We start from the raw sequence: 13583 nt of genomic DNA on the forward strand, positions 1-13583 counted from the left end.
CCCGGCCGCACGGTGACCGGGATCAGGCCGTCCCGGCCGGAGCGGACGGGGGCTCGCCCTCCTCGTCGGCGTAGGCGAGGAAGTCGTCGACCATGCGGTGGAACAGCGTGGCGAGCTGACGCAGCTCGTCGGGCGACCACTCCGACAGCGCCATCTGCATGCCGCGGACACCGGCGTCGCGGACCTTGGCGATGGCCTCGCCGCCGGCGTCGGTGAGCTCGATACGCTGGGCGCGGCGGTCGTCCGGGTCGGGGACGCGGGTGACGTACCCGGCCTTCTGCAACTGCTGCACCGTGCGCGTGACGTGCGAGGCCTCCACACCCAGCCGCGCGGCGAGTTCCCCCGGCCGCAGCGGCTCGGAGTCGGCGATCTGCCGCAGCAGCGCCACGGCGGCGCGGTCCAGCGGCACGCCCGCCAGGGCCATCAGCCGGTCGTGCCGGCGGGCGCGGGTGCTCAGGTAGGTGATGCGGGTGAGCGCGCGCTCGATGTCGATCACTTCCGGGGAGGGGACGCCGGGGAGCGGTGGTGTGGACATGAGCCCCACGTTACCATCTCGTTGCGTAACTCAAGTAAATCGGGTGGTCCGCCGCACCTGCCGGGGTCGGCGCCGTTCAGGGGAAACAGCCGGAGAACACGCGTGAGGACGGGCCGGTCCGTCGACACCTCACCCGTGGACCTGCCGCTGATCCCGCCCATGCTCGCCACGTCCGGCACCCTGCCACCCGCCGCGCAGGACGCGCGATGGGCCTACGAGACCAAGCAGGACGGCCAGCGGGTGGTGGTCTATCTGCCCGGGGACGGCAGCGTGCTGCTGCGCGCCCGCTCCGGGGACGACATCACCGCCGCCTATCCGGAACTCCGGCCGCTCGGCACCGCCCTCGGCACCACGGCCGCCGTACTGGACGGCGAGATCATGGCCCTGGACGCCGAGGGCCGGGCCAGCTTCCAGTTGCTGCAGTCCCGGATGGGCCTGGCCCACGCGCCCGCCAGGGCCGCGCGGCGGGCGGCGGAGGTCCCGGTCCATCTCGTGCTGTTCGACGTGATGCATCTGGAGGGCCACTCCCTCCTGCGGCTCCCCTACGCACGCCGCCGCGCGACGCTGGAGGACCTCGGCCTCGCCGGACCCTCCTGGTCGACCCCGCGGTCGCTCGTCGGCCACGGCGCCGAGGCCCTGCGCGCCACCCGGGAGCACGGGCTGGAGGGCCTGGTCTGCAAGCGGCTGGACTCCGTGTACGAACCGGGGACGCGCTCCCGGGCCTGGATCAAGATCCGCAACATGCGCACCGAGGACGTCCTGGTCGGCGGCTGGCAGCCCGGCAAGGGGCGACTCACCGGCCTGCCGGGCGCGGTACTGGTCGGGCAGCGCGCCGCGGGACGGCTGCGCTACGTCGGCAGCGTCGGCACGGGCTGGAGCGAGGCCGAACGCGCGGAACTCGCAGCGCTGTTGCGGGCCGCCGCGACCGGCGTCTGCCCCTTCGACCCCGCCCCGCGCGCTCCGGGGGCGCATTGGGTCCTGCCCCGCCTGGTCGGTGAGGTCCGCTACAGCACCCGCACCCGGGAGGGGCTGCTGAGGCAGCCGTCCTGGCTGCGGCTCCGGCCCGACCTGGCACCTGAGGACGCGGCGGCTGACATCCCGGACGACCTGGTCTGAACCGACGACCGGCCGCCAACTGTTGGGTTGCGATTCACCGGTGAGATCCTCCATCCCTCTTGGCATGGACGCGTTCAGCCTGGAAGCTGAACGTCCCTTTCCCCCACAGCCGTTGGGCTGCGCCCGGACCAAGGAGGACGCAGTGTCGTCACGCCCGTTCGCCCGCCACCGCAGGAGATGGCTCACCGGAGCGGCCGGCGCCGCCGCCCTCGTCCTCGCGGTCCCCGCCACGGCCTACGCCGCCCCGCCGGCGGCACTGCCCGCAAACGCGGACTCGCTGGAGCAGACGTACCAGCCCGCCTACGACTACGACACGGACGGCTGCTACTCCACGCCCGCGATCGGCCCGGACGGCACCGTGAACGGCGGGCTGAACCCGACCGGCGCCCTGAACGGCAACTGCCGGGACGCCTCGGACCTCGACAACACCAACGGCTACGCGCGCTCCAAGTGCAACAACGGCTGGTGCGCCGTTCTGTACGCCCTCTACTTCGAGAAGGACCAGGCCGTGGCCGGCAGCAGCATCGGAGGCCACCGGCACGACTTCGAGCACGTCGCGGTGTTCGTGCAGGACAACCAGGTCAAGTACGTGTCGACGTCCAACCACGGCGGTTTCACCGTGCACGCGGCCTCCGCGATCCGCTTCGACGGCACGCACGCGAAGATCGTCTACCACAAGGACGGCGTCAGCACGCACTGCTTCCGCGCCGCGAACACGAACGACGAGCCGCCGGAGAACCACAAGCACACCTGGCAGTACCCGGCGCTGGTCGGCTGGAACGGCTACCCGGCCGGGGTGCGCGACAAGCTGACGTCGTACGACTTCGGCAGCGCCAACTTCGGCCTGAAGGACGGCAACTTCGCCAACCACCTCGCGAAGGCCAAGCCCTCCGGCATCGCCTTCGACCCGTACGCCTGACGTACCTGGTCCGGCCGGGGCCCCGGGCCTCCGGCCGGGGCCGGCTTACACCGGCCCCCCGGCGGGGCCGTGAGGGAAACGCCGTATCGCGGGGTGGCGCGTTGGCGCCGAACTGGCGTTCCCCGCCCGGCCGTCGGGGGAGGTACGGCACGAACACCCCCGCGAGAGGGTCTATCGTGTCCGCATGTCCGTCCCCGAACTGATTCGCATCGTCTCCCGCGACTCCCCCATGGCCCTCGCCCAGGTGGAGCGCGTCCGGGCCGAGTTGGCCGCCGCCCATCCCGGAGTGCGCACCGAGGTCGTTCCGGTGAAGACCACCGGCGACAAGTGGATGGGCGATCTGTCCCAGGTCGAGGGCAAGGGCGCGTTCACCAAGGAGGTCGACGCGGCGCTGCTGGCCGGTGCGGCCGACCTCGCCGTGCACTGCGTGAAGGACGTACCCGCCGACCGGCCGCTCCCGGCGGGCACGGTGTTCGCCGCGTTCCTCAAGCGGGACGACATCCGCGACGCCCTGATCCACCCGGGCGGGCTCACGCTGGACGAACTGCCGGCCGGGACGCGGATCGGCACCTCGTCCGTGCGCCGCGTCGCGCAGCTGGCCGCCACGCATCCCCACCTGGAGTGCGTGCCGTTCCGGGGCAACGCCAACAAGCGACTCGCGAAGCTCGCTGCCGGGGAGGCGGACGCCCTGCTGCTCGCGGTCTCCGGCCTGGAGCGCATCGGCCGTGAGGACGTGATCAGCGAGATCCTCTCGACGGAGACGATGATGCCGCCCATCGGCGCGGGCGTGCTGGCGCTGCAGTGCCGTGAGGACGACGCCGCGCTGATCGACGCGGTGAGCGGTCTCGGCGACCCGGACACCTACCGGGAGACCACGGCCGAGCGCATGTTCCTGCACGTGCTCCAGGGGCACTGCAACAGCCCCATCGCCGGGTTCGCGCAGGTGGACCGGAGTGGTGAACTGTCCCTGCGGGCCTGCGTGTTCACCCCGGACGGCAAGACGCGCCTCAACGCCCACGAGTGGGCGGGCCGGCTCGACCCGGCCACACTGGGCACCTCGGTCGCCGTGGCGCTGCTGCGTCAGGGGGCCCGCGAGATCATCGACGGCATTCCGCACTGACCCCCGTGACGTCCTGACGCCGGATCAGGCGGTGCCTTCCTCCGCCTGGTCCCGCAGGAAGACGCTCACCTGGTGTGCCAGGCTGTCCCGTACCGCGCCCTGCTGTCCGCCGGCGGTCCCCTCGTGCGCGCCGATGCCGCCCGACCACAGGCGGCGGTCGGTCCACTCCTCCTCGACGCGCAACTGCACCTGGACGTCCACCAGGCTCAGGGACGCCTCGGCGCCGGCCGCGTACAGCACGGCGGTGGCCCGGCGCAGCGGGTAGACGTCGAAGCCCTCGATGAACTGCGAGTTGCGCCAGTCGATGAAGGCGCTCTCCCCGTCCGGACCGAGGCGGACGTCGATCTGGCCGTCCTCCAGGTGCACGCCGAGATGACGGCTGCCGCGGTTCTCGACCGTCACACGGAGGCAGAAGTACGTCAGCCCCTCGGCGGCGTCGTCCCGGCCGCGGGGCGGCTCGGCCGGCTCCAGACGGTGGACGCGGACGCGCAGACCGGCATGCTCGTCGTACTCCTGCCAGTCCCCGACCACGTTCGGCTCGTACACGCTGCACCCTCTCGACCTCTGGAAGCTGCTTCCTATCTGTGGTCTCAGCGCACTGTCAAATGAGCAGAATGCGCTGTGGCCTGGCAGTTCATCCTTTTTGATCGGTGATCAAGCCGTGCCCAGCGGTTATCCGGAAAGAGTGGGAGAAAGCGCTTGCCCGGGCGTGCCGCACATCACTTCCACGAGTGAAGATCAACGGGCCAGACGGCCCAGCAGTGCCGAGGCCGCGGTGACGCCGAGTGCGGCGGCGACGAGCAGCACGACGAAGTCGGACGCCAGATGGTGGGGCGTGCCCAGGAGGAGGCCGCGCAGGGCGTCCACCTCGTAGCTGAGCGGGTTCGCCTTGCTGACGGCCTGGAGCCAGCCCGGCATCACGGACACCGGGTACAGGGCGTTGGAGCCGAAGAACAGCGGCATGGTGATCGCCTGCCCGATGCCCATGAGGCGGTCGCGGCTGAGGACGATGCCGGCGATGGTCATCGACAGGCAGGAGAAGAAGGCCGACCCGAGGACGACGATCGCGGCGACGGCGAGCAGCTTGAGCGGGTTCCAGGTCAGGGCGACGCCGAGCAGTGCCGCGATGAGGAGGACCACGACGGCCTGGACGAGCGACTTCACCCCGGCCGCGAAAGCCTTGCCGGTGATCAGGGCCGACCGCGGAGTCGGGGTGACGAGGAGCTTGTTGAGGACACCGGCGTCGCGCTCCCAGATGATCTGGATGCCGTAGAAGATGGCGATGAACATCGCGGACTGGGCGATGATGCCGGGCGCCAGGTAGTCGACGTAGGGGATGCCGCCGGTGGGGATGGCCTTGATGCGGGTGAAGGTCTGACCGAAGATCAGCAGCCAGAGGGCCGGCTGGACCGCGCGGGTGTACAACTCGGTGCGGTCGTGGCGCAGTTTCTGCAGTTCGACCGCGCACATCGCGCCGACTCGGGCGGGCAGCAGCCGCCAACCGGCGCGGGGCGCCGGGGGTTTGAGCAGCAGGTCGATGCCGTGGGCGCGGGCGGGGTCAGCCGACACGGCGCGCGGTGCGGCGGGTGCTTCGGACATCGCGGAAATCTCCTGCCTCGTCGTCGAGACCGCTGCCGGCCACGTCCCGGAAGACGTCCTCCAGCGTCGGCAGCGTGTTCTGGGCCGCGCCCGCGGCGCGGCGGCGGGCACCGAGCCCCTCCCGGAGCTCGGCCGGGGTGCCGAGGGCCCTGATCCGGCCGCGGTGCATCAGGGCGACCCGGTCGCAGTACTGGTCGGCCTCGTCCATGTAGTGGGTGGTCACGAGCACGGTCATACCGGTGGCCCGGCGGACGGCGCCGATGTGCTCCCACACGCCGGTGCGGGCGATCGGGTCCAGGCCGATCGTGGGCTCGTCGAGGATCAGCAGCCGCGGGGCGCTGACCAGCGCCTGGGCGAGTTCGAGCCGGCGGACCATACCGCCGGAGTACGTGGCGGCCAGCCGGTCGGCGGCAGCCGCGAGGTCGACGGCGGCCAGCGCCTGGGCGACGCGCTCGGCGCGCTCGGCGCGGGACACGTCGAAGACCCGGGCGAACAGGGCGACGTTCTCCCGCCCGGTGAGTCCGGCGTCCGCGGACAGTTGCTGCGGTACGTAGCCGAGCAGGCGGCGTACGGCCATGCGGTCCCCGGCGGCGTCGTGGCCGTAGACGCGGACCATGCCGGCGGGCACGGGCAGCAGGGTGGTGATGCAGCGGATGGCGGTGGTCTTGCCCGCGCCGTTGGGCCCGAGCAGCCCGAAGACCTCGCCCGGCCGGACAGTGAGGTCGAGTCCGTCCACGGCGTTGGTGTCGCCGAAGGCGTAGGCGAGCCCGGTACAGGCGACGGCGTCGGCCCGGGAGACAACCTTGCCGGCCCGGGAACCGCGCGCGTCGGCCCGCAGGCCGGTCTCGTCCGCCCGGGAACCGTGCGCGTCGGCCCCGGGAACGGTGTCGCCGGCCCGGGAGCCGGCCTCGTCCGCCCCGGAACCGGGTGCGCCGACCCCGGGAACCGCGCCGCCGGCCCGGATGTTGGTCTCGTCCGCCCCGGAACCCGGTGCGTCGGCCCCGCGAACGGTGTCGCCGGCCCGGAAGCCGGTCTCGTCCGTCCCGGAACCGGGTGCGCCGACCCCGGGAACCGCTTCGTCGGCCCGGATGTTGGTCTCGTCCGCCCCGGAACCTGGTGCGCGGGCCCCGGGAACGGTGTCGCCGGCCCGGGATCGGGCGGTGTGCCGTGTCATGATTCCTCGGCCTCCTCGTGCAGGGTGTCGGCCAGCTTGCGCAGGGCCGGGATCGCCGCGTGCAGCGCCTGGCGGTCCGCTTCGTCGAGGCTCGCGACCTGGCGGCGTACGAGCTCGGCGCGGCGTCTGCGCCACTCGCCCAGTCGCTCCCCGGCGGCCGCTGTGGGCAGCAGCCGGGCGGCCCTCCGGTCGGCGGGGTCGGTCTCGCGGACCAGGTAGCCGGCCCCCGCCAGCCGGTTGACCAGGGTGGACACCGAGTTGGCCGCCAGACCGAGGTCCTTGGCCGCGTCCGAGATGCCGACGCCGGGCCGTGCCACGACCAAGCGCAGCAGTTCCACCTCGGCACCGCGCAGCCGCGGGTCGGGCATCTGCCGCCGCAGGCGCCGTCGGATCAGCCGCTGAACGCCGACGAGCGCGTCGGCCAGCTCCTCGGGGAAGGTCTCCGGCTCCATGCGGCCGAGATTAGCTCTGTGACAGAGCTAATCGGTCCAAGGTGAGGTCAAGGGAAGTCAAGAGAGGTCAAGAGGTGTCAAGAGGTGTGCCGGGAATGGCACATCGACCAGTGGCCCCCCTTGAGAGCGCCCGCATCCCCCAAATGCCGTATTGTCTGAATTGTCAGTGCTTCGGACAGGAGGCACGTATGTGGGGAGCCGGCCGCCCGGACTCCCGGTGCTTTCCGTGAGGTCCGAGGCCGCGCTTCCCACGGTGTCTGTCCCTATTCAGCACCTGCTCAGGGAGGTGCGCACCATGCGTATCGCCGGCAGCACCCGAACGCACCCCCACGACGACGCCCCCGACACCGCGGCGGCGTTCGCGCGTCTCGCGCGGCTGCCCGAGGGGCCCGAGCGCAAGGCCCTGCGGGACGAGCTGGTCGAGGCCTGGCTCCCCATGGCCGAGCGGATCGCCGTCCGTTTCCGCGGCCGCGGCGAGTCCCTCGAGGATCTCTACCAGGTGGCCGCTCTCGGCCTCGTGAAGGCGGTCGACCACTACGACCCGGCCCGTGGCAACGCCTTCGAGGCGTACGCGGTGCCGACGGTCACCGGGGAGATCAAGCGCCACTTCCGTGACCACATGTGGACGCTGCACGTGCCCCGCCGGGTCCAGGACCTGCGCAACCGGGTGCGGCACGCCGCCAAGGAGCTGTCCCAGACCACCCCGGGGCGCGCCCCCACGGTCGCCGAGATCGCCGAGTTCGCCCAGCTCACCGACGGTGAGGTGCGCACCGGCATGGAGGCCCTGGAGTGCTTCTCCGCACTGTCGCTGGAGGCGGAGATGCCCGGGACCGACGGCTACGCCCTCGGGGACGCGATCGGCGGGCCCGACCCCGCCTTCGACATCGTCGTCAACCGGGTCGCCGTCCGGCCCTGCCTCGAGGCGCTGCCGGAGCGCGAGCGGATCATCCTCTACCTGCGGTTCTTCAAGGGCATGACGCAGAGCCGTATCGCCGAACAGCTCGGCATCTCGCAGATGCACGTCTCCCGGCTGCTCAGCAGCTGCTTCGCCCATCTGCGTGAGGAGCTGCTCGCCGAGGCCCGCTGAACCGCCCGGTCCCCGGCCGCCGGGGGATCACCCCTCCGGCGGTGATCCGGGGATCTGGGTCGGTCCGGCGCGGTCGAGGGCATCCTCCAGCGCGGCCCGGATCTCCTCGGGCATCAGACCCGTGCGTCCCCAGACGAGGATCAGTTCGGCGACGTTGCGCAGCTTGATGTTGGTGTGCTGGGAGACCTCCTTCAGCACGGCCCACCCCCGGTCGGGTGAGATCCGGCCGAGCGCCACCACCATCCCGATCGCCTGGTCTACGACGGCGTGGGAGACGACCGCCTCCTTCAGCTGCTGGACCTCTTCCTGAAGTTCGAGGATCCGATCCGAGCCCCCGTCCGTGGGCATGGTCACCTCCGGGTCCGGTGCGCCGCTGCGCCCGAGGTCCCACCGGATGCTTGAGTACCTTGACGCAGTGTCCGACCCATCCATCGTCGTCACTCGGTCCGCCCTGTGCCACCGGGGCGGACCAGGCGGGACGCCGTTTCGGCACCCTCGCCGGGGTACTCGGCAGGCGCCCACAGCGGTTCCGGTTGGACACTGGTGTCAATCCTCCGGTGGCTGCCAGGCCGACGAGATCAGGACGCGACTGCCATGAACCACGACATGCCCACCTCCTCCGGCACGAAGGACGTCGTCTCATCACACTCCGTGTTCGGCGCGCCCTGCTGGGTGAGCCTGACCAGCCGGGACGTCAAGGCGACCGAGGAGTTCTACGGGGCCGTGCTGGGATGGCAGTGGCGTCCGGCCAAACTCGGCGACCGGTTCCGGATCGCGCTGGTGGACGGCTCGCCGGTGGCCGGCATCGCGGGGGTGGCGACCATGTGGCAGATGGCGGTGGCCTGGACCCCCTACTTCGCGGTGCGCAGCGCGGACGAAGCGGTGGCGCGGGTGCAGGAGCGCATGGGTACGGTCGCGGTCGGGCCGATCTCCCTGCCGCCCGGCCGGGCGGCGCTGCTGGCGGACCGGGACGGGGCGACCTTCGGCATCTGGGAGGGCGACCTCTTCACCGACTGGGAGACCTGGCGCAACGCGCAGCCGGCCTTCATCACGCTCCACACCCGGGACGCCTTCGACGCGGCGATCTTCTACGGCGAGATCCTCGAGTGGGCGAGCCGGCGGCCGGGCTGCTGCGAAGTCCATTACGAGGGCGGCGAGGTCGTGCTGCGCAGCCGCGGGGACGTGGTGGCCCGGATCGAGTCAGGGGTCCTGGAGGCGGCCCCCGACCCCGCGATCCGGCCGCACTGGCAGGTCCACTTCTCCGTCGACGACGTGGAGGCCTGCGCCCGTGCGGCGGAACTCCACGGTGGGAGCGTGCTGTCCAAGGGCAGCGACGAGGCGGTGCTGCGCGACCATGACGGCGCGCAGTTCACGGTGACCGCGCGCCACGACCGCTGATCTCGTCACCGCCGCCTCGCCCGGCGTCACCCCTTTTCGCGTGACGCCCGGGACGGCCGGGACAGCAGGACCAGGCTGCGCGCGTCGACGGTGAGGCCCGTCCCGGCCTTGTGCTCGGACTCGTCGGGGGTGCCCTCCGGGTCGGCCGTGTCGATGAGGGCCTTCCAGCGTTCGCCGTAGGAGGCGTCCGGGAGGCGGAAGTCGACCGGTTCCCAGTGGGTGTTGAGGAGCAACAGGAACGAGTCGTCGACGACCGGGCGCCCCCGCGGATCGGGTTCGGCGATGGCGTCGCCGTTGAGGAAGACGGCGACGGAGTGCGCGTCGCCGCGCTGCCAGTCGTCGTCGATCATCTCGCGGGCGTCCGGCGCCAGCCACACCAGGTCGGGCAGCGGCTGGTCCGCCCGGGTCAGGGTCTCGCCGAGGAAGAAGCGGCGCCGGCGCAGCACGGGATGCCCCGTGCGCAGCCGGATGACGTACCGCGTGAACTCCAGCAGATCGCGCTGCTCCTCGGAGAGCCGCCAGTCGATCCAGGAGATCTCGTTGTCCTGGCAGTAGGCGTTGTTGTTGCCGCCCTGGGTGCGCCCGAGTTCGTCCCCGTGGGAGAGCATCGGGATGCCCTGGGACAGCAGCAGCGTGGCGAGGAAGTTGCGCTGCTGACGCGTGCGCAGTTCCAGCACGGCCGGGTCGCGGGTCGCCCCTTCGGCTCCGCAGTTCCAGGACCGGTTGGTGCTCTCGCCGTCCTGGTTGTCCTCGCCGTTGTCCTCGTTGTGCTTGTCGTTGTAGGACACCAGGTCGCGCAGCGTGAAGCCGTCGTGCGCGGTGACGAAGTTGACGCTGGCGCGAGGGCGGCGCCTGCTGTGCTGGTAGAGGTCGGAGGAGCCGGTGAGCCGGGAGGCGAACTCGCCGAGGGTGTGGTCCTCGCCGCGCCAGAAGTCCCGGACCGCGTCGCGGTACATGCCGTTCCACTCCGACCACAGCGGCGGGAAGTTGCCCACCTGGTAGCCGCCCTCGCCGACGTCCCAGGGCTCGGCGATCAGTTTGACGCGGCTGATCACCGGGTCCTGCTGGATGAGGTCGAAGAACGCCGACAGCCGGTCCACTTCGTGGAACTGCCGGGCCAGCGTCGCCGCGAGGTCGAAGCGGAAGCCGTCGACGTGCATGTCGGTCACCCAGTACCGCAGCGAGTCCATGATCAGCTGGAGGACGTAGGGGTGGCGCATCAGCAGGCTGTTGCCGGTGCCGGTGGTGTCGTAGTAGTGCTCCCAGTCGCCGTCGACCAGTCGGTAGTAGGAGGAGTTGTCGATGCCGCGGAACGACAGTGTGGGCCCCATCTCGTTGCCCTCGGCGGTGTGGTTGTAGACCACGTCGAGGATCACTTCGAGGCCGGCCGCGTGCAGGGTCCTCACCATCTGCTTGAACTCGGCGACCTGCTCGCCGCGCGTGCCGTGGGCGGCGTAGCCGTTGTGCGGCGCGAAGAAACCGATGGTGTTGTAGCCCCAGTAGTTGGCCAGTCCGCGGTCGTGCAGCACCCCGTCGTGGACGAACTGGTGGACCGGCATCAGCTCCACGGCGGTGACGCCCAGGGAGGTCAGGTGCTCGACGGCCGCGGGGTGGGCCAGCCCGGCGTAGGTGCCCCGGAGTTCCTCGGGCACCTCGGGATGGGTACGGGTCATGCCCTTGACGTGTGCCTCGTAGATCACCGTGTCGGCGTAGGGCCGGCAGGGCCGCGCGTCGTCGGCCCAGTCGAAGGCCGGGTCCGTCACCACGCCGAGCATCGTGTGCCCGGCGCTGTCGGCCGGGTCGGGGCCGTCGGGGTTGCGCTCGTAGAGCGAGGGGTGGTTGTCGATCTGCCCGTCCACCGCACGGGCGTACGGGTCTAGCAGCAGTTTCGCCGGGTTGCAGCGGTGACCCGCGGCCGGGGCCCACGGCCCGTGTACGCGGTACCCGTAGCGCTGGCCGGGCCCGACGCCGGGGAGGTAGCCGTGCCACACGAAGCCGTCGACCTCGTTCAGCGGCACCTCGGTGTGGGTGCCGTCGTCGTCGACGAGGACCAGCTCGACGCGTTCGGCGACCTCGCTGAAGAGCGCGAAGTTGGTGCCCTCCCCGTCGTAGTCCGCCCCCAGAGGGTAGGGGCGTCCGCACCAGGCGGACGCCCCCTTCCGTGACGGCCGGCGCGTCACCGCGCGTCCTCCAGGACGTCGGCCGGCCCGGCCAGCTGTGCGACCCGCTCCTCGCGGGGCACGTCGAGACCCTCGCTCTCCCGCGGGGCGGGAGCAGTGGGCACCAGCGGGACGCGTTCACCGGCGCGGGCGCGCTGCGAGAACCAGATGACCTTGCTGCCGGTCTCGGTCGCGCAGCAACCCCAGCCGTCGCTCATGGCCGCCAGGTGCTCCAGGCAGCCTCGCAGCTCCTGGTCCGGACGCAGGGCGCGGTCGTTGTCCCCGATGGCGGTGATCAGGTGCTGCCCGTTCCACCACATCTCGATCGACGTGTTCTTGTCCGTGGCGTGTTCGTCGATGGCCTTGAGCAGCATCTCGGCACCGCCGCAGACGGGCTGGACCAGGTTGTCCAGGTCCCAGAACTTCAGGTGAGCGGCCAGAATGCGGCTGACCTGTCCCACCCGTTCCGGGCTGACTTCCACGTCGAGGTGGTAGTAGCAGGGCACTGCGGTCTTCATCGGTCGGCTCCTCACCGCGAAGCTCAGCTCCTTCTCGCTCCCGCGGTCCTGCGGGACGAGCCCCGAACACGGAACGTGAGCGCCTATCGCTTCTGAGTCACACTCAGCCTGAGGGTGATAGCCCGTTCGTGCAACACGAGCGCACAGTTGAGGTGTGCGTACACACAAGTGAGCGGGCTCGGGTGGCCCGAACGGCCTAGGGGAACCGCCACTGGTTGAAGTCCCAACAAGACGCTGCGTCGCCACGCGTGCACCATGTGTGAAGAACTCGATCGCCGTCACGGATCCGTGCCGATGTGCGCACGGCCGCCGTCCGACCGTCGGGAGACCGTGTCCCTCGAGCCCCGAAAGGTGATCGGCGCCATGCTGCTACCCGCCAAAGCCGAAGTCGCCCGGCAGTTGCGGCGTTACCGGGCCTGGGAACGCGTGATGCTCGCGGCACCGAACGACCGCACGGTGCGGACCACGTTCGAGGACTCCGGCTACACGCTCTGTGTGCTGATGGGCAAGCGCTGCGCTCGCGAGGCCGCGGACGCCGCCGAGCGGTACCTGCGCACGAACCACGTCACCTACTTGCAGGAACAGCAGATCACCTGCCTCCAGGAGCAGCACGTCACCTGTCTGCAGGAACCCGGCGAGCGGCCTCGCCCGGCCACGGCGGTCCGGCGCAGACCGCCGGCGGCGGAGCGGAGACCGCCGGCCGCCGAGCACAGATCCCCGGCGGGAAGGTAACGGCCTTCCCGCCCGTCCCGTCCCCTGACCGGGCCCTGCGGCCCGGCTTTCGAGCACGCTGGAGGTGAGGACCATGAGAAGGACCCGGGCCATCGGCCGCATCCCGGTACGGGACGTCCGCCCGGCCGTGGAGAGCGGCGACCGGCCGGCGAAGGCGGTCGTGGGTGAAACGTTCGAGGTCACCGCCACCGTGTTCCGGGAGGGGCACGACGCGGTGGCCGCCAATGTCGTCCTGAAGGACCCCGAGGGCCGCACCGGTCCGTGGACGCCGATGCGCGAGCTCGCCCCCGGCAGCGACCGGTGGGGCGCCGAGGTCACCGCGAACGCGGTCGGCCGCTGGTCGTACCGGGTGGAGGCCTGGAGCGATCCGGTGGCCACCTGGCGCCACACGGCGGGCATCAAGATCCCCGCGGGCATCGACCCGGGCCTGGTCCTGGAGGAGGGCGCGGAACTGTACGAGCGGGCAGCGGCCGGCGTGCCGAAGGGAGCCGGCCGCGCCGTGCTGCTCACCGCGGCGCAGACCCTGCGCGACGACTCGTTGTCCGCGGCGGCTCGTCTGGCGGCGGCGCTGACGCCGGAGGTGGACGCGGTCCTGGCCCGGCACCCGCTGCGTGACCTGGTGACCAGCAGCGAGCCGCTGCCCCTGCTCGTGGAACGCGAGCGGGCCCTGTACGGCTCCTGGTACGAGTTCTTCCCCCGCTCCGAGGGCACCCCCGCACAGCCCCACGGCACCTTCCGCACCGCCGCGCGCAGACTGCCGGCGATCGCCGCGAT

Annotated in this window: 15 protein-coding genes; 7 read left to right on the top strand and 8 right to left on the bottom strand. The window is 71.5% G+C overall.

The features are described 5' to 3' along the window. Positions 1–22: 22 nt before the first annotated feature. Complete coding sequence (locus ABTX60_RS30720; protein ID WP_352100266.1) at positions 23–535, bottom strand: MarR family winged helix-turn-helix transcriptional regulator; 513 nt, start codon at positions 533–535, stop codon at positions 23–25. Between the two features lie 135 nt (positions 536–670). Here ABTX60_RS30720 and ligD point away from each other — a divergent pair, with 135 nt between their 5' ends. The 3 genes from ligD (at position 671) to hemC (ending at position 3690) form a co-directional block, all read left to right on the top strand. Beyond that, positions 671–1651: a non-homologous end-joining DNA ligase gene (gene ligD / locus ABTX60_RS30725; RefSeq protein WP_352100286.1), complete on the top strand. Its 981-nt coding sequence runs from the start codon at positions 671–673 to the stop codon at positions 1649–1651. Positions 1652–1793: 142 nt separating this feature from the next. Further along, on the top strand, positions 1794–2570 hold the full coding sequence (locus ABTX60_RS30730; protein WP_352100267.1) for an NPP1 family protein: 777 nt from the start codon (positions 1794–1796) through the stop codon (positions 2568–2570). 184 nt (positions 2571–2754) lie between these two features. After that, entirely contained in the window at positions 2755–3690 is a 936-nt protein-coding gene (gene hemC / locus ABTX60_RS30735) for a hydroxymethylbilane synthase (protein ID WP_344459495.1), read from the top strand. A gap of 24 nt (positions 3691–3714) precedes the next feature. On the opposite strand, the gene ABTX60_RS30740 is transcribed toward hemC, so the two are convergent. From ABTX60_RS30740 to ABTX60_RS30755, 4 genes are all read right to left on the bottom strand, one after another. Continuing rightward, positions 3715–4236 (bottom strand): hypothetical protein, encoded by a 522-nt coding sequence (locus tag ABTX60_RS30740; RefSeq protein WP_352100268.1) that lies wholly within the window; start codon positions 4234–4236, stop codon positions 3715–3717. A gap of 192 nt (positions 4237–4428) precedes the next feature. Beyond that, the gene (locus tag ABTX60_RS30745) at positions 4429–5289 is read right to left on the bottom strand and encodes an ABC transporter permease (protein ID WP_352100269.1); all 861 of its coding nucleotides are present in this window, start codon (positions 5287–5289) and stop codon (positions 4429–4431) included. Continuing rightward, positions 5249–6127 (bottom strand): ATP-binding cassette domain-containing protein, encoded by an 879-nt coding sequence (locus tag ABTX60_RS30750; RefSeq protein ID WP_352100287.1) that lies wholly within the window; start codon positions 6125–6127, stop codon positions 5249–5251. Before ABTX60_RS30750 ends, ABTX60_RS30745 begins: the two co-directional genes overlap by 41 nt. A 332-nt stretch (positions 6128–6459) precedes the next feature. After that, positions 6460–6915 carry a MarR family winged helix-turn-helix transcriptional regulator gene (locus ABTX60_RS30755; protein ID WP_352100270.1) on the bottom strand — a complete coding sequence of 152 codons (456 nt, stop codon included), beginning with the start codon at positions 6913–6915 and terminating at the stop codon, positions 6460–6462. Positions 6916–7210: 295 nt separating this feature from the next. On the opposite strand from ABTX60_RS30755, the gene ABTX60_RS30760 reads away from it, so the two are divergent. Then, positions 7211–8002, top strand: coding sequence for an RNA polymerase sigma factor SigF (locus ABTX60_RS30760; protein WP_352100271.1), 792 nt, complete (start codon positions 7211–7213; stop codon positions 8000–8002). A gap of 27 nt (positions 8003–8029) precedes the next feature. Here ABTX60_RS30760 and ABTX60_RS30765 read toward each other — a convergent pair whose 3' ends face one another. After that, positions 8030–8350, bottom strand: coding sequence for an ANTAR domain-containing protein (locus ABTX60_RS30765; protein WP_352100272.1), 321 nt, complete (start codon positions 8348–8350; stop codon positions 8030–8032). 246 nt (positions 8351–8596) lie between these two features. Between ABTX60_RS30765 and ABTX60_RS30770 the strand changes: the two genes are divergently transcribed. Continuing rightward, a complete protein-coding gene (locus tag ABTX60_RS30770) occupies positions 8597–9400 on the top strand; it encodes a VOC family protein (protein WP_352100273.1) in 804 nt (267 codons plus the stop codon). 26 nt (positions 9401–9426) lie between these two features. On the opposite strand, the gene glgX is transcribed toward ABTX60_RS30770, so the two are convergent. Both glgX and ABTX60_RS30780 read right to left on the bottom strand, forming a co-directional pair. Further along, positions 9427–11580, bottom strand: coding sequence for a glycogen debranching protein GlgX (gene glgX, locus ABTX60_RS30775; protein ID WP_352100274.1), 2154 nt, complete (start codon positions 11578–11580; stop codon positions 9427–9429). Beyond that, the gene (locus ABTX60_RS30780; protein ID WP_352100275.1) at positions 11577–12077 is read right to left on the bottom strand and encodes a pep a2; all 501 of its coding nucleotides are present in this window, start codon (positions 12075–12077) and stop codon (positions 11577–11579) included. The genes glgX and ABTX60_RS30780 overlap by 4 nt, the downstream gene beginning before the upstream one ends. 363 nt (positions 12078–12440) lie before the next feature. Here ABTX60_RS30780 and ABTX60_RS30785 point away from each other — a divergent pair, with 363 nt between their 5' ends. Together ABTX60_RS30785 and ABTX60_RS30790 are read left to right on the top strand one after the other, a co-directional pair. Next, complete coding sequence (locus ABTX60_RS30785) at positions 12441–12809, top strand: DUF5133 domain-containing protein (RefSeq protein ID WP_352100276.1); 369 nt, start codon at positions 12441–12443, stop codon at positions 12807–12809. A 73-nt stretch (positions 12810–12882) separates the two neighbouring features. After that, positions 12883–13583 (top strand): maltotransferase domain-containing protein (locus tag ABTX60_RS30790; protein WP_352100277.1); only part of this gene is annotated, 701 nt, incomplete at its 3' end.

The sequence above is a fragment of the Streptomyces sp. NPDC126510 genome, assembly GCF_040302345.1.
Taxonomy (GTDB): Bacteria; Actinomycetota; Actinomycetes; order Streptomycetales; family Streptomycetaceae; genus Streptomyces.